Origin of the sequence: Planktotalea sp. (assembly GCF_965659345.1) — a bacterium.
In the GTDB taxonomy this organism is placed as follows: domain Bacteria; phylum Pseudomonadota; class Alphaproteobacteria; order Rhodobacterales; family Rhodobacteraceae; genus Planktotalea.
The window spans coordinates 1-21,228 of record NZ_CBFHVK010000017.1; the positions used below are offsets into that span (position 1 = coordinate 1).

A 21,228-nucleotide genomic window follows, 5' to 3' on the forward strand; every position below is an offset into this window, starting at 1 on the left:
CTGCTCATGTCCGCGAGCTATCACGCTGGATTCACACAGTGAATCCTACAGTGCCCGATTTGTGCAACAAAGCCGCTGATGGTGGTCTATGCTCTATGCCTACGCCCTGTCGGTTTTCTGATTTCAACGTCAGCCTTTCTGATCATCGGTTCGTTTTTGTTGGGCGAACGCAAATGGCACGTGATGATACCCGTTGCCGTTATTGCGACTGGCTCTGTCTGGTACCTCGTTCAGGAAGTGCTTGGCATTTTCTTGCGCCCCTTGCCTGCATTTATGGGAGTTTGACATGCTTGAAGGTATCCTGATCGGTCTGCAAACGGCCCTTTCCTTGCAAAACCTCTTGGTCGTTATTGGTGGCTGTCTCATTGGCACATTCATCGGCATGTTGCCCGGTCTTGGGCCGATGTCGATCATTGCGATTATGATCCCCGTGGCGATCACTATGGGCGACCCGTCTGCAGCGCTGATCCTTTTGGCGGGCGTTTATTATGGCGCAATCTTTGGGGGCTCAACCTCATCTATTTTGCTTAATGCGCCGGGCGTGGCGGGCACTGTTGCGTCTTCCTTTGATGGCTATCCAATGGCGCGTCAGGGCAAAGCGGGCAAGGCGCTGACCATTGCTGCCATTTCAAGCTTTGCGGGGGGTACGATTGGGGCCATTCTATTGATGATTTTCGCGCCGATGCTGTCTTCGGTCGCCTTGTTGTTTCACTCGCCAGAGTACTTTGCTTTGATGGTCGTAGGTCTCTCAGCCATTGCAGCATTCGCCGGACCGGGCCAAGTGACCAAAGCACTGTTAATGACTGTGCTGGGTTTGATCATGGCCACTGTGGGCGAGGGGGCATTGTTTAATCTGCCGCGGTTCACGGGTGGTATTATGGATCTGCAATCTGGCTTTGGGTTTATCACGCTGGCCATGGCGATGTTTGCCTTGCCAGAGGCTGTGTTCCTCGTGTTGAAGCCCAAGAATCTTGGCGACAACGGGGGTGAGATCAAAGACCTACGCATCACACGTGCAGAAGCACGCGCCATTACCCCCGTCATTGGCCGCCAATCTATTCAGGGCTTTTTCATTGGTGTCTTGCCGGGGGCTGGCGCGACAATCGCATCCTTCTTGGGCTACGCGGTTGAACGAAACATTGCTCCAAAACATGAGCAGGATGAGTTTGGCAAAGGGTCTGTCAAAGGCCTCGCTGCACCAGAAACAGCAAATAATGCGGCGTGCACAGGCTCGTTTGTGCCACTGTTGACCCTAGGTATTCCAGGCTCTGGCACGACGGCCATTTTGCTTGGTGCGTTGATTGCGCTGAACGTCACCCCCGGCCCGCGTTTGATGGTCGATGACCCCCAAATCTTTTGGGCAGTGATCATGTCGATGTTCATCGGAAATCTGGTGTTGTTGATCCTGAATCTACCCTTGATCCCATACATTGCCAAACTGCTGGCTATCCCGCGCAACTACCTTATCCCGTTCATCCTGTTCTTTACTTTGATGGGGGCATACATCGGTCAAAACAATGCGACTGAACTGTTGTTTCTAGTTGGCTTTGGGGTGTGCGGTATAGCGTTGAAATTCGCGAATTATCCGCTCCCTCCGCTCCTAATCGGCTTCATTCTTGGCGGCATGATGGAGGATAACTTCTCGCGTTCCATGCAGCTCTATGGCGGTGTATCATTCGTTCTTGAACGGCCCATGACGCTTGGCCTCTTGGTGGTTGCAGTTGGTTTGATTGTGGTTCCAATTTTGCGAACGCGGCTAGCGAAGTAAGGTAGTTCCTGCGCGCTTAGAGGACAGTCATAGGCGCACCGGAACCCAACGTAGACCGCGTAAAACGATGTGGGCTTCCAGTGCATTCCTTCGGCTGCTTTAGACATTTGCAGCTACCTCACATCTATTTTTCCCACACTTGCTGTGATGTGAAACGAAGCAGCACGATAATTTGGGATGTTTGGATAGAGATTGCAGCCTTATTTGCAATGACTTGCGATACGTTGGGGAGAGGTGAATGGTGCCCAGGAGAGGACTCGAACCTCCACATCGTTGCCAATACTAGCACCTGAAGCTAGCGCGTCTACCAATTCCGCCACCTGGGCAGGTGCCTTAGAAACGGGGATTTAGACTTGGGCGTCTTTGCTGTCAACGGGTTTCGCCGCGAAACCCAAGCGAATCGCGAAGGTCACTCGATTTTTGCGATAAACCCAGTGAATTGAGGCGAAATGCCCCCTTTAGGCGTCTTGCGAGAGGGCGCGCAGAGCGATACATCTGCACCAAGCAAACGACGAAGGACTTCGCGCATGTCTAAACTTGTCACGATCTACGGCGGCTCTGGTTTCATTGGACGCTACATCGCTCGCCGCATGGCTAAAGAAGGCTGGCGTGTCCGCGTAGCAGTGCGTCGCCCGAATGAGGCGATGTTCGTAAAGCCTTATGGTACGGTTGGTCAGGTGGAACCTGTGCTGTGCAATATTCGTGACGACGCATCAGTCGCTGCAGTTATGCAGGGTGCAGATGCCGTAGTGAATTGCGTCGGTATCCTTGCGCCAAGTGGCAAAAACAAGTTTGACGCTGTGCAAGTCGAAGGCGCTGGGCGTGTTGCACGTCTGGCAGCACAAGCCGGTATTCAAGCGATGGTTCAGATTTCTGCGATTGGTGCAGATAGTGAATCGGCTGCGGAGTATTCCCAAACAAAGGCACAGGGAGAAGCGAACGTTCTGGAGCATATGCCAAACGCGATGATCCTGCGCCCCTCTATTGTGTTCGGCGCTGAGGACCAGTTTTTCAACCGCTTTGCATCAATGTCGCGCGTGGGTCCGATCCTGCCTGTGATCGGGGCAGATACGAAATTCCAGCCGGTTTATGTTGATGATGTTGCAGCGGCGGCCGTCAAAGGCGTGTTGGGCGAAGCGCATGGCATCTATGAAGTTGGCGGGCCTGATGTGGCGAGCTTTCGTGAATTGATGGAAAAGATGCTGGGCGTTGTACAGCGTCGTCGTTTGATCCTGAACGTGCCTTTCTTCGCAGCGCGCATTATGGCGTTCGCGTTCGATATGCTGCAAGCGGTATCGTTTGGTTTGATCGCCAACCCTGTTGCAACGCGCGATCAAGTGAAGAACCTTGCGAATGACAACGTTGTGTCAGAAGGTGCCAAAGGCCTGAGTGATTTGGGCATCACACCGTCCGCGATGGACACTGTCTTGCCTGAATATTTGTGGCGCTTCCGTCCGTCTGGTCAGTATGCGGCAATCAAAGACTCAGCGAAGAACTTGCGGGCTTAAGCGCTATATCCAACCCAAATCAGAATTACCCCTAGCACCACGCGATAGATCACGTAGGGTGTGAAGCTGACTGATTTCAGCAAGCGCATCATAAGCGTTAGCGCGAGAAGGGCCGCCACGAACGCGAACACCGCTGCAATCGCACCATCGCGGGCAAGCGCAGCGTCGGCGTCTTTCGCGACTTCCAAACCCAGCAGTGCGCCTGAGGCGAGGATCGTCGGGATTGACATAAGCATTGCAAGTTTCGCCGCGTCTTCACGTGCGTAGCCGAGGTATCGGCCCGCGGTGATTGTGATGCCAGATCGTGAGGTTCCGGGGATCAGCGCAATTGCTTGCCAAAGACCCATGATTGCTGCGTCTTTTAAGGACCATTGCGAAGCCACTTTCGTCTGTGGACCTTTTTGATCTGCCCAATAAAGCACTAAGCCGAAAATTAGCATAGTCCAGCCGATCACCGTGACGGAGCGCATCGCGTCATCAAGGCCAGTGATCTTAAGGAATAGTCCGAAAATGATGACTGGAATTGTTGCAAGGACTAGACATAAAGCGAGCCAAGCGCCTTGCGTGTCGATCTTGCCGCGTAGCAATCTGGGAAGGCCTGTGATCGCGAGACGTACGTCGCTCCAAAAATAGAGTACGACGGCGAAAAGCGTGCCAACATGCACAGCGACGTCAATGACTTGCCCTTGATCCGCCATCCCCGTGAGCTTGGGGAGGAGGATCAGATGGCCAGACGAGGAGATCGGCAAGAACTCTGTGATGCCTTGAATGACGGCAACAAGGAAAAGGTGAAAGAGCGACATGAAAGGGCTTTCTAACTAATTTTCTCTCTCCTAGCGCAGAGCGATTCGTGAGGGAAGAAAGACTTTAGGTCCGAATCGGAATTAAATTTGTTGAGTTAACTGTCGCAAAGCGTCAATTCATCACAAATTTTTAATATATAGGTAACTCTTTCTGACTTTTATTCTGTTCACGTGTTTTATATGAAGGCATGACCGGAGATTTCCTCAGGCAACAGGAGTGATGTGACAATGGCCAAGCAACCGATGCTTAAATTCGTATCCGTCGAGCGGGACATGCCAACGAAGCGTGCCCCTGATTTGCGCAACAAGGACTTCGGCGAGATTTACGCAGAATACGCGACCGAAAAAGCGAAAGAGCAATCAAGCCGCTGTTCACAGTGCGGCGTTCCTTATTGCCAAACGCATTGCCCTTTACACAACAACATCCCTGATTGGCTTCGCCTCACGGCCGAGGGCCGTTTGCAAGAAGCCTATGAAGTTTCGCAAGCGACAAACACATTCCCAGAGATTTGTGGTCGCATTTGCCCGCAAGACCGTTTGTGTGAAGGCAACTGTGTTATCGAGAATTCTGGCCACGGCACCGTCACCATCGGCTCTGTTGAAAAATACATCACTGACACTGCATGGGAAAATGGTTGGGTCAAAGTGATCAAGCCACACGCAGAGCGCACTGAAAGCGTTGGTATCATCGGCGCTGGCCCCGGTGGCCTGGCTGCGGCTGATGTACTGCGCCGTCAAGGCGTGCAGGTGACGATCTATGATCGTTACGACCGTGCCGGTGGTTTGCTCACATATGGCATTCCGGGCTTTAAGCTTGAGAAAGACGTTGTGATGCGCCGCAATGATCAGCTTGCTGAGGGCGGCGTGATGTTCAAACTGAATTGCAATGTGGGTGAGGACATCTCCTTTGCCGATATTCAAGCGGCCCATGACGCGGTGATCATCGCGACGGGTGTTTACAAAACACGTGATCTTGCGGCTCCCGGTTCAGGTGCAAAGGGGATCGAGCGGGCGATTGATTATTTGACAGCGTCCAATCGCAAAAGCTTTGGCGATGATGTGCCTGAATTTGAAGACGGTCAGTTGGACGCCAAAGGCAAACGCGTTGTTGTCATTGGGGGCGGTGATACGGCTATGGACTGTGTGCGTACTGCGATCCGTCAGGGTGCGACGTCTGTGAAATGCCTTTATCGTCGTGACAAAGCAAACATGCCTGGCTCGCAACGCGAAGTACAAAATGCTGAGGAAGAAGGCGTCGTGTTCGAATGGCTTTCAGCGCCCAAAGGGTTTGTTGGCGATGCGTCTGTCACCGGTGTGATGGTTCAGAAAATGCGCCTTGGCGCGCCGGATGCTACTGGTCGTCAAGCGCCCGAAGTGATCGAAGGTGCTGACTATGTTGAAGATGCAGACCTTGTGATCAAAGCGCTAGGGTTTGAGCCAGAAGATCTGCCGCAGCTTTGGGGTGTTGAAGGGCTTGAGGTGACGCGTTGGGGCACTGTCAAAGCGCAGTTCACGACGGGCGAGACAGACCTTGAGAACGTCTATGCTGTTGGTGACATCGTGCGTGGTGCGTCTTTGGTTGTTTGGGCCATCAAAGATGGTCGCGATTGCGCTGAAGCGATCCTTGATAAGATGAACGCCAGCGCTGCGGTCGCTGCCGAATGAGCAGCACTCAGATAGAAGGCCAATGCCTATGCGGTGAGGTCAAAGCAAAGGCGACTATGACCAAGCCAATGCTGCGCGCGTGTCATTGCGATATGTGCCGGAGCCACACGAGCAGCATGTTCATGTCGCTTGGCATTGATAAGGGCAGCCTGAGCTTTGAAGGGCCTGTGAAAACCTACCGCTCTAGCGAATGGGCAGAGCGCGGATTTTGCGACACATGTGGCTCAACGCTGTTTTACGGAACGGTCGAAGATGGCAATCGCCACCCTTCTGCAGGCTTGTTTGAAAATGCCGCTGATGCCGAATTGAAACTAGAATTTTTTGCTGATGCAGCCCCAGGCTACGCATTAGCAGGTGCGCATCGCAAGATGACGACCAAAGAAACGATTGCGCTCTTCGCGCCCGAAACAGGAGAAAATCAATGACTGTATGTGACGCAAACTGGGTGAAGAACGAAGAAGCCAAGCGCAAGTATATGGCCGAGAATGGCCTGTATGATGAAAGCGAAGAGCACAGCTCTTGCGGTGTTGGTCTTGTGGTATCGATGGACGGTTCACCGTCGCGCAAGGTTGTTGAAGCTGGCATCGATGCGCTGAAAGCGATCTGGCACCGCGGCGCTGTTGATGCGGATGGAAAGACTGGCGATGGCGCGGGCATACATGTGCAAATCCCCGTGTCCTTCTTTTATGATCAGATTGAACGCACAGGTCACACTCCGCGCAAAGATGAATTGATGGCCGTTGGCCAAGTCTTCTTGCCGCGTACGGATTATGGCGCACAGGAAACGTGCCGTACGATCGTGGAAAGTGAAGTTCTGCGCATGGGGTATTACATCTATGGCTGGCGGCATGTGCCAGTGGATGTGGCTTGCCTTGGTGACAAAGCAAATGCGACGCGCCCTGAGATCGAGCAGATCTTGATCTCCAACTCCAAGGGTGTGGACGAAGAGACGTTTGAGCGCGAGCTATATGTAATCCGTCGTCGTATCGAAAAAGCTGCGGCCGCTGCTGGTATCAACGAACTATACCTTGCATCGCTGTCCTGCCGTTCGGTGATCTACAAAGGTATGATGCTCGCGGAGCAGGTTGCGGTTTTTTACCCCGACCTGATGGACGAACGTTTCGAGAGCGCATTTGCGATCTATCATCAGCGTTATTCGACCAACACCTTCCCGCAGTGGTGGCTTGCTCAGCCGTTCCGCATGCTCGCGCACAACGGTGAAATCAACACGCTCAAGGGCAACGTCAACTGGATGAAGAGCCATGAAATTCGCATGGCCTCCAGTGCGTTTGGTGACTTGGCGGAAGACATCAAGCCGATCGTTCCATCAGGCTCGTCCGACTCTGCCGCGCTTGATTCAGTCTTCGAAGTGCTCGTGCGCGCGGGTCGTTCTGCGCCGATGGCAAAGACAATGTTGGTGCCTGAAAGCTGGTCCAAGCAAGCGGTGGAATTGCCGCAAAGCTGGCGTGATATGTATTCCTATTGCAACTCCGTGATGGAGCCTTGGGATGGTCCTGCGGCATTGGCGATGACCGATGGTCGTTGGGTCTGCGCGGGTTTGGATCGCAATGGTCTGCGTCCAATGCGGTACGTTGTGACAGGTGATGGCCTGCTGATCGCTGGTTCTGAGGCCGGCATGGTGCCGATTGACGAAACCACCGTCGTCGAAAAAGGCGCGCTTGGCCCAGGTCAGATGCTTGCTGTGGACATGAAAAAAGGTCAGATGTTCCGCGATGGTGAGATCAAGGACAAGCTCGCCGCAGCGTTGCCGTTTGGCGAATGGGTTGGCAAGATCAATGAACTTGATGTTGCGTTGGCGTCTGTGACGGAAAAGGCGATCTATTCCGGTGCAGAGCTGCGCAAGCGTCAAATCGCAGCTGGCTACACGATTGAAGAGCTGGAGCAAATCCTCGCGCCGATGGCTGAGGATGGCAAAGAGACACTTGCGTCGATGGGTGATGATACGCCTTCTGCGGTCCTGTCAAAGAAGTACCGCCCTTTGAGCCACTTCTTCCGTCAGAATTTCTCTCAGGTCACCAACCCGCCAATCGATAGCTTGCGCGAATTCCGCGTGATGAGTCTAAAGACACGTTTTGGTAACCTCAAAAACGTACTTGATGAAAGCTCTGCTCAGACTGAAATCCTTGTGCTGGATAGCCCTTTTGTGGGTAACGCGCAGTGGGAAGAGCTGACCACGCATTTCAATGCAGATTTGGTCACCATCGATTGTACGTTTGAGCGCGGTGCGGGTGCGCTGCAAGCGGGTCTTGCCCGCATTCGTGCAGAAGTGGAAGACGCTGTGCGTTCTGGTGCAGGTCACATTGTTCTGACCGACGAAGCGCAGAATGAAACCCGTGTTGGCATGCCGATGATCCTTGCGACTTCCGCAGTGCATAGCCATTTGACGCGCAAGGGTTTGCGGACATTCTGTTCCCTGAACGTGCGCTCAGCCGAGTGTATCGACCCGCACTATTTTGCGGTTCTGATCGGCTGTGGTGCGACGGTTGTGAATGCGTATTTGGCCGAAGATTCCCTCGCGGATCGAATTGAGCGCGATCTCTTGGATTGCACGCTGACCGAAGCTGTTGCGCGTTACCGCGAAGCAATTGATCAAGGCTTGCTCAAGATCATGGCGAAGATGGGCATCTCTGTAGTGTCTTCTTATCGTGGTGGTTTAAACTTTGAAGCGGTTGGTTTGTCGCGCGCGATGTGTGCGGAATTCTTCCCAGGCATGACGTCACGCATTAGTGGCATCGGTGTCTCTGGTATCCAGTTTAAGGCGGAAGAAATTCATTGTCTTGGCTGGCAAGGTGGCCGCGATGTTCTGCCAATTGGTGGTTTCTACAAGTCGCGCAAATCTGGCGAAACTCACGCTTGGGAAGCGCAGTCTATGCACATGATGCAGACCGCGTGTAACACCGGCTCTTTCCAGATGTGGAAGCAATATAGCGCCAAGATGCAAAGCAACCCGCCGATCAACTTGCGCGATTTGCTAGCGATCAAGCCTATGGGTGAAGCGATCAACGTCGATGAAGTGGAAAGTGTTACAGCGATCCGCAAGCGTTTTGTCACGCCGGGCATGTCTTTGGGTGCGCTTAGCCCTGAAGCACACAAGACATTGAACGTCGCGATGAACCGCATTGGCGCACGTTCTGACAGTGGTGAGGGCGGCGAAGATCCGGCACACTTCGTGCCAGAGCCGAATGGCGACAATCCATCTGCAAAGATCAAGCAGGTGGCGTCGGGTCGTTTTGGCGTCACAGCCGAGTATCTGAACCAATGTGAAGAGCTGGAAATCAAAGTCGCGCAGGGTGCCAAGCCCGGTGAAGGTGGACAGCTTCCGGGCATGAAGGTCACAGACCTCATCGCGCGCTTGCGACACTCGACCAAAGGCGTAACGCTAATTTCACCGCCTCCACACCACGATATCTATTCTATCGAGGACCTCGCGCAATTGATCTACGATCTCAAGCAGATCAACCCGCGTTGTAAGGTGACGGTCAAGCTTGTTGCGTCTTCTGGCGTTGGCACAATTGCTGCCGGTGTCGCGAAAGCCAAGGCCGATGTTATTTTGATTTCAGGTCACAACGGCGGCACAGGTGCCTCCCCTGCGACGTCGATCAAGTATGCGGGTCTGCCGTGGGAAATGGGTCTGACCGAAGCGCACCAAGTGCTTGCGATGAACAACCTGCGTGAGCGGATTACACTGCGCACAGACGGTGGTTTGCGCACAGGTCGCGATATCGTCATGGCTGCGATGCTCGGTGCCGAAGAATACGGTATCGGCACTGCCGCGCTGATCGCGATGGGCTGTATCATGGTGCGTCAGTGCCAGTCCAACACATGCCCGGTTGGTGTGTGTACACAGGACGAAGCACTGCGTGACAAATTCACTGGCAACGCAGACAAAGTGGTTAATCTGATCACTTTCTATGCACAGGAAGTTCGTGAAGTGCTCGCCTCTATCGGTGCGCGTTCCTTGGATGATGTGATCGGCCGCGCTGATTTGCTTCATCAGGTATCACGTGGATCCGCGCATTTAGATGACCTCGATCTTAACCCGCTGTTGATCACTGTCGATGGTGCGTCTGACATCCAATATGACCGTTCGCGCCCACGCAATGCTGTGCCTGATACGCTTGATGCTGAGATCGTGCGCGATGCTGCGCGGTTCTTGGAAGACGGCGAAAAGATGCAGCTGAGCTACGCGATCCAGAACACGCACCGCACCGTCGGTACGCGTGTCTCTAGTCACATCGTGAAGAACTTCGGCATGCGTAACACGTTACAGCCAGATCATCTGACGGTGCATCTGAAAGGTTCTGCCGGTCAATCGCTTGGTGCTTTCGTGGCACCCGGTCTCAAGCTTGAGGTCAGTGGCGACGCCAACGATTACGTTGGTAAAGGGCTATCGGGCGGTACCATTGTTGTGCGTCCACCGATGGCAAGTCCACTGCGTGCATGCAAGAACACGATCATTGGTAATACCGTACTTTATGGTGCAACTGACGGTTTCTTGTTTGCAGCAGGTCGTGCGGGAGAGCGTTTTGCAGTGCGTAACTCCGGTGCAAGCGTTGTGATTGAGGGATGTGGCTCGAACGGTTGTGAATATATGACGGGTGGTGTCGCTGTCATTCTTGGCTCTATCGGCGCAAACTTTGGCGCGGGCATGACGGGTGGTATGGCCTATCTTTATGACCCTGAGGGCCATGCACAAAGTTTGATGAACCATGAAACGCTTGTCACGTGCCCTGTCACAACTGCGCATTGGGAGCGTCAACTCAAGATGTTGGTTGAACGTCATCATGCTGAAACAGGTTCGGTGCGTGCAGAGCAGATTTTGCAACACTGGGACTTGGAGTTGCAGAATTTTGTTCAGGTCTGCCCGATCGAGATGTTGAACAAGATCCCGCATCCGCTGGGCATCGAAGAGACAGCTGTCCCTGCGGAGTAAGCGCAACTGAAACAGATAAAACGCCCGAGGTCTCACTTCGGGCGTTTTGCTATTGTGAAGAGCGCGGTAGGGTCCAGCCATGGCACGCGTAGCAAAGAAAAAATCGGCTCCAAAAAAGAAGAGTACGGTCAAGAAAAAGCGTTCGGTTGCTGACCGTATTACCGCGACGCGCTTGTTCGTGCGGCGCTGGTTCTGGCGTGCGACGATACTGATATGCGCTGCTGTTCTGCTTTGGGTGTCGATCTATGTTTGGATCAACCCGACCAAGACGCCTTACATGCGCTCTGAAGAGTTGCGCATCGGGGGCGAAGTAGATTCTGAATGGGTCCCCATTTCAGAAATCGCTCCGGTCATGGCACGCTCTGTCGTGGCGGCAGAGGACGCCAATTATTGTAATCACTGGGGATTTGATATGACTGCCATTCGTGCCGCCGTTGACAGTGGCGGTGCACGCGGGGCTTCGACGCTGAGCCAACAAGTCGTGAAGAATGTGTTTCTTTGGCATGGTCGCAGCTACGTGCGCAAAGCGCTTGAAGCGGGTTTGACGCCATTGGTTGAACTGATTTGGAGCAAACAACGCATTTTGGAGGTCTATCTCAATATTGCTGAGTTTGATGAGGGTGTATTTGGTGTCGAAGCCGCAGCACGGCATTATTTCGGTGTTGGCCCCGAAAATCTAAGCGCCACCCAGTCGGCGCGTTTGGCAGCTATTTTGCCGTCACCCAAGAAACGTAGTGCCTCTCGTCCGTCCAATTCTGTGCGCAAACGTACGCGTCAAATCATCGACGGCGCGGCCACGATCCGCCGTGATGGACGCGCGGCCTGTTTTGAGGATTGAACTTAAGCGCAATGCGGGGCATTCAGAGATGCACGTAATTTTGAGTTAGACCCAAGTTCTATGGCCCGTCTGTATCATGTTCCCCTTTCTCCTTTTTGTCGCAAGGTCCGTTTGGTTCTGGCAGAGAAGAAGATTGATGTAGAACTGATTGAAGAGCGCTATTGGGAAGCAGACCCTGATTTTATGCGCCGCAATCCTGCGGGCAAAGTACCGATTCTCAAGATGAACGGGCGGACGATGCCCGATAGCATGGCCATTTGCGAATACCTTGAAGAAAAGAACCCGACGCCGCCCTTGATGCCAAACAGTGCAGAGGGGCGCTACGAAGTACGCCGTTTGGTCGCGTGGTTTGATGATAAGTTTCATCAGGAAGTCACATCCAAACTTCTTTATGAACGGGTGAATAAAAAGTTGATGAAGCAGGGCTACCCTGATAGCCGCAATGTGAAAGAGGGCGCGCGCGCGATCAAGTATCACCTTGATTACATGGCGTGGCTCCTGGATCATCGCCGTTGGCTCGCAGGTGATGCGATGTCGATTGCTGATTTCACAGCTGCTGCGCACTTGTCATCGCTTGATTATAGTTCCGACGTGGATTGGACGCGCTCTGATACGGTGAAAGACTGGTACGCGAAGATTAAATCACGCCCAGCGTTTCGCACGATTTTAGCGGATCAAGTGCCGGGCTTCCCGCCTTCCGCGCACTACAACGATCTTGATTTCTGATCTCAAAACTCGCCTCGTTTTGGAGGCGCAAGAGATTGGCTTTGACGCCTGCCGCATTTGTCGCCCTTGGGATGTGCCGCAGGTTCCCGCGCGCTTGCAAACGTTTGTTGATGAAGGGCGTCATGGCCAAATGGGGTGGATGGCCGAGCGCATGCATTGGCGAGGCAATCCAAACGCGCTTTGGCCAGAAGCGAAGTCCGTCATCATGTTGGGCGAGAGCTACACGCCTGAGCATGATCCGTTGGAGATTTTGCAGCACCCTGATCGCGGTGCGATATCGGTTTATGCACAAAACAAAGACTACCATGATCTGGTGAAAAAACGGCTCAAACGTCTGGCGCGCTGGCTGATCGCTGACAGCGGCGGCGAGGTAAAGGTTTTTGTGGATACCGCGCCTGTCCCTGAGAAACCATTGGGTGCCGCCGCGGGACTTGGATGGCAAGGTAAACACACGAACCTTGTCAGCCGACAGATGGGCAATTGGTTCTTTTTAGGCTCTGTTTTTACGACTTTGGATTTGCCAGCAGATGAAGCGGAAGTGGATCATTGCGGGTCATGTTCGTCGTGTTTGGATATTTGTCCAACCAAGGCGTTTCCAGCGCCTTACCAGCTCGATGCGCGCCGATGTGTTTCGTATTTGACGATTGAACATAAAGGACCTGTGGACGAAGAGTTGCGCGCGTTGATGGGCAATCGCATTTATGGGTGCGACGATTGCTTGGCAGTGTGTCCGTGGAACAAGTTTGCGGTTGAAGCCAGAGAGCTGCGATACGCTGCGCGTGAAGAGTTGCGTGCGCCAGATCTTGCAGAGTTGGCGCGTCTTGGTGATGCAGAGTTTCGCGCGATGTTTTCAGGGTCACCCATCAAGCGGATTGGGCGGGACAGATTTGTGCGCAATGTGCTTTATGCGATCGGCAACTCTGGACTGAAGGAGCTGCGTGTCGTGGCTCAGGATCTTACGGAAGATCCTGACGCTACTGTTGCGGATGCTGCGCGCTGGGCGAGTGCGCGGTTGGTTTGAGACTGCGGGACGCTCCGCGGGGAGTTTATCTAGAAAAATGAAGCAGGGGGTGCCGCTTATAGGCGGGACGTGTCGCGTTTTGCTGGTATGGCAGATGTGAATTCAGGAGGCAGGCAATGGCGCTTTTATTGGGTGTGGACACTGGTGGGACCTATACTGACGCTGTGCTTTTGCGCGATGAGCGTGACGTTGTTGCGTCTGCAAAATCACTGACGACAAAGCATGATCTATCCCTGGGGATAGGCCGCGCTATTGAGGCGGTGTTGGATGACAGCGGCGTTGATCCAAGTGAGGTCGCGATGGCATCTTTGTCCACAACTTTGGCAACGAACGCCTTAGTTGAGGGACAGGGCAGTCGCGTTGCCTTGATTTATATCGGCTTCAAAGAACGTGATCTGGAAACGCATGGATTGGGTGATGCGTTAAAGGGAGACCCTGCGTTAATTCTGGCAGGTGGACACAATCATGCAGGAGGCGAAGCGGCGCCGCTGGATATTGAGGCACTAGATGCCTTTCTAGAGACGCATTCTGATGTGTCTGCTTTCGCAGTTGCTGCACAATTTGCCACGCGGAACCCGACGCATGAACTTGCGGTTATGGCGTATATCTCGGACAAACTGCGCGCACCTGTGAGTGCGTCACATCAGTTGTCAGCGAAATTGAATGGACCTAAACGCGCGATGACGGCCCTTTTGAATGCGCGCTTGATTGGCATGATCGATGATTTGATCGGTTCTGCACAGGGCACACTGAAGCGGCTCGCCATTGATGCGCCGCTGATGGTGGTGCGTGGTGATGGGGCCCTGATAGGGTCTGATATGGCACGTGAAAGGCCGATTGAAACGATCCTAAGCGGGCCCGCAGCGTCCATCGTGGGGGCGCGTTGGCTGACTGGCGTGGATCATGCTCTGGTCTCTGACATTGGGGGAACGACAACTGACATTGCTGTCTTGCGTGATGGCCGCCCTGCGATTGATCCGATGGGCGCGCAGGTTGGCCCGTATCGAACTATGGTTGAGGCGGTGGCGATGCGCACGCATGGGCTTGGCGGCGACAGTGAAGTGCACTTTAAGAGCGAGGGTTTGCAAGGTGGCGTCACGCTTGGACCGCGACGCGTTGTGCCGGTCTCGCTTATCGCGATGGACGCGCCAGAGGTGGTTCATGAAGCGCTCGATGCGCAGATGCGCAGCACGGTTCCGAATGAGCATGATGCTCGGTTCGTACGCGCGGTGAAGGGGCTGCGCACTGATGGATTAGGTGCACGCGAAATGGCATTGCTTGCGCATATTGGCGAAACTGTTTTGCCGATGGCGCACGCCCTTAAGAACCGGATTGAAGCGCAGGCCCTGAAGCGGTTGGTGGAGCGAGGCTTGGTACAGATAGCAGCGCTGACGCCAAGTGATGCGAGCCATGCTTTGGGGCGCGTGGATGTTTGGGATGGCGAGGCTGCTAAGAAAGCGCTGGCCTTGATGGGGCGCAGGCGGACCGGCTCGGGCGATATGCTTGCGCCAGAGCCTGAAGTGATGGCACAGCTCGTGATTGATCAGCTCACGCATCAGACGTCATTAGCCTTGTTAGAGACCGCATTTGCGGAAGAATCTGAGAGTTTTGGAGTGCCATCGGCAGAACTGGCGCGGCATGTTCTGACGCAACGGGGGCTGTCAGGGCATCGTGGATTGATGCGCATTGATACTGGGTTGAACTTGCCTGTTGTCGGTCTTGGAGCATCTGCGATCAGCTATTATCCCGCTGTGGGCGAGCGACTTGGCTGTGATGCTATCCTGCCCGAACATGGGGGCGTCGCGAATGCGATTGGTGCTGTTGTTGGCCGCGTTACGATGCGTCGGCAAGGGACTGTGACTGCGCCAAGCGAGGGTTGTTTTCGCGTGCATTTTGAAACAGGGCCTGAAGATTTTGCGGAGAGCGCTTTGGCGCTGAACGCGCTTGAGACCCATCTTAGGACCCAAGCACAAAGCGATGCGGAGAATTCTGGCGCACAAGACATCCATGTGCACGCAACCCGCGAGGTGAAGATGGCACAAGCGGAAGCACGCGAAGTGTTTATTGAAGCGGTCATTACCGTAGAGGCATCTGGGCGCCCGCGTATTGCAGCATAGTTCACAGCTTTGCGCGCAGAATGAAATCATCCTTTGATTTTTGCGCAAGCACCCCATTTAATGCTTCATAGACCAAGCAGGAGGATGCCATGGCTGACTATCGCAAAGATATGGATGTGATCGCAACGCTCGACCCGGAGCAGTATCGCGTAACGCAACAAAGCGGGACAGAGCGCCCCGGTACTGGCAAATATCTTGGGAATAAAGAGCCGGGCATTTATGTAGATATCGTTTCTGGCGAGCCATTGTTTGCCTCATCTGACAAATACGAAAGCGGGTGTGGATGGCCCTCATTCACCAAACCGCTGGTACATGAGTTTGTGGCTGAATTAAGCGACACAACACACGGAATGGTGCGCACAGAGGTTCGCTCTGCGCATGGGGACAGCCATCTTGGGCATGTCTTTAACGATGGCCCGCCTGATCGTGGTGGCTTGCGCTATTGCATCAATTCGGCGTCGCTTCGGTTCGTTCACAAGGACGATATGGAAGGCGAAGGGTATGGCCAGTATTTAGATCAAGTGGAGGACATAGCATGACAGCGCGCGCAGTTTTAGCTGGAGGGTGTTTCTGGGGCATGGAAGACCTGATCCGTAAGATGGACGGGGTCATTTCAACCAGAGTTGGATACACAGGCGGTGACGTGCCAAACGCAACCTATCGCAATCACGGCACCCATGCTGAAGGGATCGAAGTGATTTATGATCCTTCGCGCATGAGCTATCGTCGGTTGCTTGAGTTTTTCTTTCAGATCCACGACCCGACCACGCAGAACCGTCAAGGTAATGATCGCGGGCTCAGTTATCGATCCGCAATTTATTATGTTGATGAGGAGCAGAAAGCGATTGCCGAAGACACGATCGCTGATGTGAATGCGTCAGGGATTTGGCCCGGTGTTGTCGTGACGGAGCTGGAGCCTGTCGGTGATTTCTGGGAAGCAGAGCCAGAGCATCAGAACTATCTTGAGCGTATTCCAAACGGCTACACTTGCCACTTCGTACGTCCAGATTGGGTGCTGCCAAGACGTGCTGCTGAATAAAGCAGCTTTGGACAAATAAAGCGCGCTCCCCTAGCCTTTGCTCAGGAAATGGGGAGCGCGCAGCTTGGCTTTTGAGACATACCTGATTTATCTCGCGGCTGTTGCCGTGTTTTTTGCAACGCCGCCTGATACCAGCCAGCTTCTTATCATTTCAAACAGTGTTCGATACGGACTGCGCAAAAGCGTTTACACAATTGCCGGTGATCTTAGTGCGAATTGCATGCAGATGACGGGTGCGGCTTTCGGGCTTGCAGCGGTGATCGCGACTTCTGCGACTGCGTTTAATATGATCAAATGGTGCGGTGTTGTGTATCTTGTATGGATCGGGGTTCAGCTTATCCGCTCAAGCGATGACGTGAGCGATGTGGGTGCCAACCGGTCAGGACAAGCGCTGCGCCTCTATCGGCAAGGCTTTGTGACGTCGATGGCGAACCCTTTTGCGGTCGTCTTTTTTGGCGCACTTTTCCCGCAGTTCATTGATCCTGCATCGGCTATTTTGCCCCAGCTTCTGATTCTTGGGGTTACGTATCTGGTTGTGGATGGAGCGATTTTGGCCCTGTGGGGTTGGCTTGGTGCGCGCGCCTCATCTGTTTTGAAGCGGCATTCTCTCAGGTTGGTTAACAAGATTTGCGGAACCCTTATGATTGTTGCGGCCGCTCTGCTGGGCAGTCAGGATTTTCAAACACGTTAGGTTGCTCTTCCCTTGTGCGCGTCAGAGGTATAGCCAGTTCATATGTCTCCATTTACTGGCATTGCGCTTAAACTTGCTTCCGTTGTTTTGTTCGTCTCGATGGCCGCATTGATCAAGGCGAGCACGGATCATGTGCCGACGGGGCAGGCTGTTTTCTTTCGCTCTTTCTTCACGCTTCCGGTCATCTTCTTTTGTCTGGCGATGCGCCATGAATTTACGACGGGCCTCAAGACTAAACGCCCAATGGGTCATGTTTGGCGTGGGCTGATTGGTGCTTGCGGAATGGGCTTTGGTTTTTCCTCCCTGGCGTATTTACCCCTGCCGGATGTGACGGCGATAGGCTTTGCTGCCCCTTTGATGACGGTTATTCTGGCTGCTTTGCTTCTGGGCGAACGACTGCGGGTCTATCGGATGTCTGCGGTGATTTTGGGATTGATTGGTGTTGCGGTTATCCTGTCGCCACGCCTGTCCATTTTCTCGGGGGAAGCGATGAACACAGCGGCGCAAACAGGTGTCATTTTGGTATTGGTGTCAGCCTTCTTTCGCGCATTGGCGCAGATCCACATTCGCCGGCTCGCGCAGTCTGAAAGCACCGCGTCTATCGTGTTTTACTTTTCCATGACGACAACAACGCTGTCGCTGTTCACCATTCCGTTCGGCTGGGTCATGCCGGATGTCTCCGTTATCGTGATGCTGGTGTCTGCGGGCGTGATTGGCGGGGTTGCACAGATCCTTATCACATCAGCTTACCGCTTTGCCGATGCAGCGGTGATCGCGCCATTTGACTATGCATCAATCTTGTTTGCGATGATTATCGGGTATGCGTTCTTTGGCGACGTGCCGACTGCACAGATGCTTATCGGCTCAGGCATCGTGATTTTTGCAGGCTTGTTGATCATTTGGCGCGAGCGTGCACTCGGCATCAAACGCGGCAACGCGCGCCCGAACTTAACGCCACAAGGTTAACGATCAAAGATGCCCATGGCAGCGTAAAGCGGCGGAAGTAACCATCGACGCTTTGTTCCAAACGGGAGTTTTGTTGGTGCAGTCTGGACAACTTCGGGGTAGGGCAACCGTGTATCTTTGTCTTGCACAAGATCTGCCAGAAGCGTGCCGCAATAGCTTGCCATTGCGACACCATTGCCATGGTAGCTAAGGGACGCATATGCGCCAGGCATGTCTGGGACTGGGCCCGTAAAAGGCAACCCTTTGGCGTTCATACAGACCAAACCTGACCACATATGTGGGGTGTCAACATGTGTCCAAGCAGGGAACATCTGTTCAAAATCAGATCGGATAAGACGTTTGATTTTCGCATCAGAGCGCGCATTGGCAAAGATGCCGCCACGCATGCCGAAAAGGAAACGGCGATCCGGCATAAGGCGAAAATAATGTAGTAGATTTCGGCTATCAAAGGCCATTTGATCAGAGGTCCAACCCGCATCTGTAAGTTCTTTATCAGTAAGCGGGCGCGTGACGAGCACGCTGGACTGGACAGGCATAAATCGCGCAGCAAGCCAATCGGGGATATCTTCAGAAGAATAACCGTTCGTCGCGATGATGATACGGTTGGCGGTGATACGGCCCTTTGGGGTGTGAAGGCTGAATTGCGCGCCCTGCTCGATGCGATTGACTGGGCAGTGTTCAAAGAACCGCGCGCCCGCAGCGCGCGCCGCTCCCGCAATGCCGAGGGCGTATTTCAAAGGATTCAGGCCAAACCCAATAGGGGTCGTAAGTGCGCCATGAAAAGGACCCTCAAGACCGTGTTTTGACAATTCGCCTTTCGGGATCAAAATCGGCTCAACCCCGTAGCTTTCAGAAACCTCTTCGGCATGGTGTTTTAAGGTCGTCCAGCGCTTCGCTTTGTGGGCAAGAAGCGTTTCGCCATCAGAATGGGTGTCAGCGTTGATCTTGTGACGCTCCAGAAGCTTTGCAACATGGGAAATCGCGTCTTTCTCAGCGGTCCGCCAAGCGTGGCGCGCGTCAGTGCCGAACGCTTTGTCGATCTGTGCGTTGCCAAGAATACCACCGCCCAAACAGCAGAATCCACCATTGCGACCAGAGGCACCCCAACCAATGGTCTGTGCATCGAGTAAAGCGACATCAACGCCGTCTTCGGCCAGATGCAGCGCGGCGTTCAGGCCTGTGTATCCACCACCGATGATGGCGATGTCTGACTGATGCGTGCCCTGTAGTTGAACGCCCTCAAATGGTGCGACTGTCGTGCTCCAAAAGCAATCATGACGCACATCTTCGCTATAGGCGAGGGGTTCATAAATCCGCTTCATCCGCGCGCAGCGGCTTGTTCGTCGCGTTGTTGTTTCAAACTGGCTTGTTTCGAGATCAGTGATGCGCTGATCACGCCAACGGTGACGATGGCGATCATGATTGTGGAAAGCGCATTGATCTCGGGACTCACGCCAAGGCGCACGGCTGAGAATATCTTGATTGGGAGTGTTGTTGCAGATGGGCCAGCTGTGAAGCTGGCGATCACGAGGTCATCAAGCGAAAGCGTGAACGCCAGCAGCCAGCCGGAGATCACTGCAGGTGCGATAATGGGGAGCGTTACGAGCCTGAAGGCTTGCCAAGGCGAGCACCCAAGGTCTAGCGCTGCCTCTTCAATCGAGCGATCAAAGGAGACGAGACGCGAGGAAACGACGACCGATACGTAGCACATGGCGAAGGTTGTGTGCGCCAGTACGATTGTCAGAACGCCGCGATCTAATCCGATACCAATGAACAAAAGGAGCAGTGAAAGACCTGTGATAACTTCGGGCATCACGAGTGGCGCATAGATCATGCCAGAGAAGAGCGTGCGCCCTTTGAAACGGTTCGCACGGACCAAGACGTAGGCGGCCATTGTACCCAATACCGTCGCCAGCGTTGAGGAAAAGACAGCGACCTTGATAGTGACCCAAGCCGCGTTCAGGAAGGCTTCGTTCTGGAGCAGTTCGCCGTACCATTTTGTGGAAAAGCCCGCCCATACGGTCACAAGCTTACTCTCGTTGAATGAATAGATGACGAGGATGACCATAGGCAGATAGAGGAACGTGAAGCCAAGGGTGAGGGCGGTGGCGTTGAACCATGTGAAGCGCTTCATGTTTTTATCCCTTGTGTTGGTCGAATGCTAAAGCATCCGATCCAAGCGGGGGCGGTGCCCCCGCACCCCCGGGATATTTTTGGAAAGAGGAAGGAGGGCGTTCTCATTGACCTTCTGCCTCGCGCTGTTTTTGCTCGTTGCGTTGGAACAGGATGATCGGGATGATGAGGATCAGCAGCAGTATAATTGCGACGGCCGATGCGACGGGCCAATCGCGGTTGTTGAAGAACTCTTCCCACAGGACTTTGCCGATCATTAGGGTTTGCGAGCCGCCCAAAAGGGATGGAATGACGAATTCGCCCAGCGTCGGGATGAACACTAGGAAGCATCCCGCGATGATGCCTGTTTTGCTGAGCGGTACAGTGACCAGCCAGAAGGCAGACGTGCGCGAGCAACCAAGGTCTTCAGCCGCTTCAAGTAGGCTATCGTCCATCTTTTCCAGTGCCGAATAGATCGGGAGGATCATGAAGGGCAGGTATGTGTAGACGATGCCGATGTAGACAGCGGTGTTGGTGTTGAGGATGGTGAGCGGTTCGCTGATGAGGCCGCTCCATATTAGGAATTGGTTCAACAGTCCTTCGTTGGAGAGGATGCCCATCCATGCGTAGACGCGGATAAGAAAACTGGTCCAGAACGGAAGGATCACGAGCATAAGTAGGGTTGGCCGCCATTCTGGTGCTGCGCGGGCCATGGAATAGGCGATGGGGTAGCCGATGAGCAGCGCGAAACCAGTCGAAATCAGCGCGATTTTTAGGCTGGAGAGGTAGGCTTTCCAATAGAGGTCGTCGGTTGTGAGAAACTCGAAATTCTCAAAATCGAGCTCTGCGAAGAAGGTTGTGATCGCGTTCCATCCACCTGCGATATCAAGTTGCGGCGCATAGGGTGGAATTGCCAAAGCCGCGTCGCTGAGCGAGATCTTCAGAACGATCAGGAATGGTATGAGGAATAGTGCAAGAAGCCACAGATATGGGATTGCTATAAGGGAGAACCGGCGCATA

Annotated in this window: 17 protein-coding genes, 1 tRNA gene and 1 pseudogene; 14 read left to right on the top strand and 5 right to left on the bottom strand. The window is 53.8% G+C overall.

Going from position 1 to position 21,228, the window contains the following annotated elements; translation table 11 throughout:
• Positions 1 to 75: 75 nt before the first annotated feature.
• A pseudogene (locus tag ACTG3Z_RS13620) lies at positions 76 to 285 on the top strand (tripartite tricarboxylate transporter TctB family protein); the annotation flags it as partial.
• Between the two features lies 1 nt (position 286).
• A complete protein-coding gene (locus ACTG3Z_RS13625) occupies positions 287 to 1,768 on the top strand; it encodes a tripartite tricarboxylate transporter permease (protein WP_439143610.1) in 1,482 nt (493 codons plus the stop codon).
• 239 nt (positions 1,769 to 2,007) lie between these two features.
• On the opposite strand, the gene ACTG3Z_RS13630 is transcribed toward ACTG3Z_RS13625, so the two are convergent.
• A tRNA-Leu gene (locus ACTG3Z_RS13630) sits at positions 2,008 to 2,094 on the bottom strand.
• Positions 2,095 to 2,295: 201 nt separating this feature from the next.
• Between ACTG3Z_RS13630 and ACTG3Z_RS13635 the strand changes: the two genes are divergently transcribed.
• Entirely contained in the window at positions 2,296 to 3,276 is a 981-nt protein-coding gene (locus ACTG3Z_RS13635; protein ID WP_439143611.1) for a complex I NDUFA9 subunit family protein, read from the top strand.
• Here ACTG3Z_RS13635 and ACTG3Z_RS13640 read toward each other — a convergent pair.
• On the bottom strand, positions 3,273 to 4,079 hold the full coding sequence (locus ACTG3Z_RS13640) for an undecaprenyl-diphosphate phosphatase (RefSeq protein ID WP_439143612.1): 807 nt from the start codon (positions 4,077 to 4,079) through the stop codon (positions 3,273 to 3,275). The genes ACTG3Z_RS13635 and ACTG3Z_RS13640 overlap by 4 nt on opposite strands.
• A gap of 228 nt (positions 4,080 to 4,307) precedes the next feature.
• Between ACTG3Z_RS13640 and ACTG3Z_RS13645 the strand changes: the two genes are divergently transcribed.
• The 11 genes from ACTG3Z_RS13645 (at position 4,308) to ACTG3Z_RS13695 (ending at position 18,096) form a co-directional block, all read left to right on the top strand.
• Complete coding sequence (locus ACTG3Z_RS13645) at positions 4,308 to 5,744, top strand: NAD(P)-dependent oxidoreductase (protein WP_439143613.1); 1,437 nt, start codon at positions 4,308 to 4,310, stop codon at positions 5,742 to 5,744.
• Positions 5,741 to 6,169, top strand: a complete 429-nt coding sequence (locus ACTG3Z_RS13650; RefSeq protein ID WP_439143614.1) for a GFA family protein — start codon at positions 5,741 to 5,743, stop codon at positions 6,167 to 6,169. The genes ACTG3Z_RS13645 and ACTG3Z_RS13650 overlap by 4 nt, the downstream gene beginning before the upstream one ends.
• Positions 6,166 to 10,698, top strand: a complete 4,533-nt coding sequence (gltB, locus tag ACTG3Z_RS13655; protein ID WP_439143615.1) for a glutamate synthase large subunit — start codon at positions 6,166 to 6,168, stop codon at positions 10,696 to 10,698. The genes ACTG3Z_RS13650 and gltB overlap by 4 nt, the downstream gene beginning before the upstream one ends.
• Positions 10,699 to 10,777: 79 nt before the next feature.
• A complete protein-coding gene (gene mtgA, locus ACTG3Z_RS13660; protein WP_439143616.1) occupies positions 10,778 to 11,536 on the top strand; it encodes a monofunctional biosynthetic peptidoglycan transglycosylase in 759 nt (252 codons plus the stop codon).
• A 60-nt stretch (positions 11,537 to 11,596) separates the two neighbouring features.
• Positions 11,597 to 12,262, top strand: a complete 666-nt coding sequence (gene fzlA, locus ACTG3Z_RS13665) for an FtsZ-binding protein FzlA (RefSeq protein WP_439143617.1) — start codon at positions 11,597 to 11,599, stop codon at positions 12,260 to 12,262.
• A complete protein-coding gene (queG, locus tag ACTG3Z_RS13670) occupies positions 12,252 to 13,283 on the top strand; it encodes a tRNA epoxyqueuosine(34) reductase QueG (protein WP_439143618.1) in 1,032 nt (343 codons plus the stop codon). Before fzlA ends, queG begins: the two co-directional genes overlap by 11 nt.
• A gap of 116 nt (positions 13,284 to 13,399) precedes the next feature.
• Positions 13,400 to 15,400, top strand: a complete 2,001-nt coding sequence (locus tag ACTG3Z_RS13675; RefSeq protein WP_439143619.1) for a hydantoinase/oxoprolinase N-terminal domain-containing protein — start codon at positions 13,400 to 13,402, stop codon at positions 15,398 to 15,400.
• Between the two features lie 89 nt (positions 15,401 to 15,489).
• Entirely contained in the window at positions 15,490 to 15,939 is a 450-nt protein-coding gene (gene msrB, locus ACTG3Z_RS13680) for a peptide-methionine (R)-S-oxide reductase MsrB (RefSeq protein ID WP_439143620.1), read from the top strand.
• On the top strand, positions 15,936 to 16,439 hold the full coding sequence (gene msrA / locus ACTG3Z_RS13685) for a peptide-methionine (S)-S-oxide reductase MsrA (protein WP_439143621.1): 504 nt from the start codon (positions 15,936 to 15,938) through the stop codon (positions 16,437 to 16,439). Before msrB ends, msrA begins: the two co-directional genes overlap by 4 nt.
• Positions 16,440 to 16,503: 64 nt before the next feature.
• Positions 16,504 to 17,130, top strand: a complete 627-nt coding sequence (locus tag ACTG3Z_RS13690; protein ID WP_439143622.1) for a LysE family translocator — start codon at positions 16,504 to 16,506, stop codon at positions 17,128 to 17,130.
• Between the two features lie 42 nt (positions 17,131 to 17,172).
• On the top strand, positions 17,173 to 18,096 hold the full coding sequence (locus tag ACTG3Z_RS13695) for a DMT family transporter (RefSeq protein WP_439143623.1): 924 nt from the start codon (positions 17,173 to 17,175) through the stop codon (positions 18,094 to 18,096).
• Here the strand turns inward: ACTG3Z_RS13695 and ACTG3Z_RS13700 are convergent.
• From ACTG3Z_RS13700 to ACTG3Z_RS13710, 3 genes are all read right to left on the bottom strand, one after another.
• The gene (locus ACTG3Z_RS13700) at positions 18,093 to 19,418 is read right to left on the bottom strand and encodes an NAD(P)/FAD-dependent oxidoreductase (RefSeq protein ID WP_439143624.1); all 1,326 of its coding nucleotides are present in this window, start codon (positions 19,416 to 19,418) and stop codon (positions 18,093 to 18,095) included. The two genes, ACTG3Z_RS13695 and ACTG3Z_RS13700, sit on opposite strands and share 4 nt — an antisense overlap.
• Positions 19,415 to 20,230 carry an ABC transporter permease gene (locus ACTG3Z_RS13705; protein ID WP_439143625.1) on the bottom strand — a complete coding sequence of 272 codons (816 nt, stop codon included), beginning with the start codon at positions 20,228 to 20,230 and terminating at the stop codon, positions 19,415 to 19,417. Before ACTG3Z_RS13705 ends, ACTG3Z_RS13700 begins: the two co-directional genes overlap by 4 nt.
• Positions 20,231 to 20,333: 103 nt before the next feature.
• The gene (locus tag ACTG3Z_RS13710) at positions 20,334 to 21,227 is read right to left on the bottom strand and encodes an ABC transporter permease subunit (protein ID WP_439143626.1); all 894 of its coding nucleotides are present in this window, start codon (positions 21,225 to 21,227) and stop codon (positions 20,334 to 20,336) included.
• Position 21,228 lies beyond the last annotated feature (1 nt).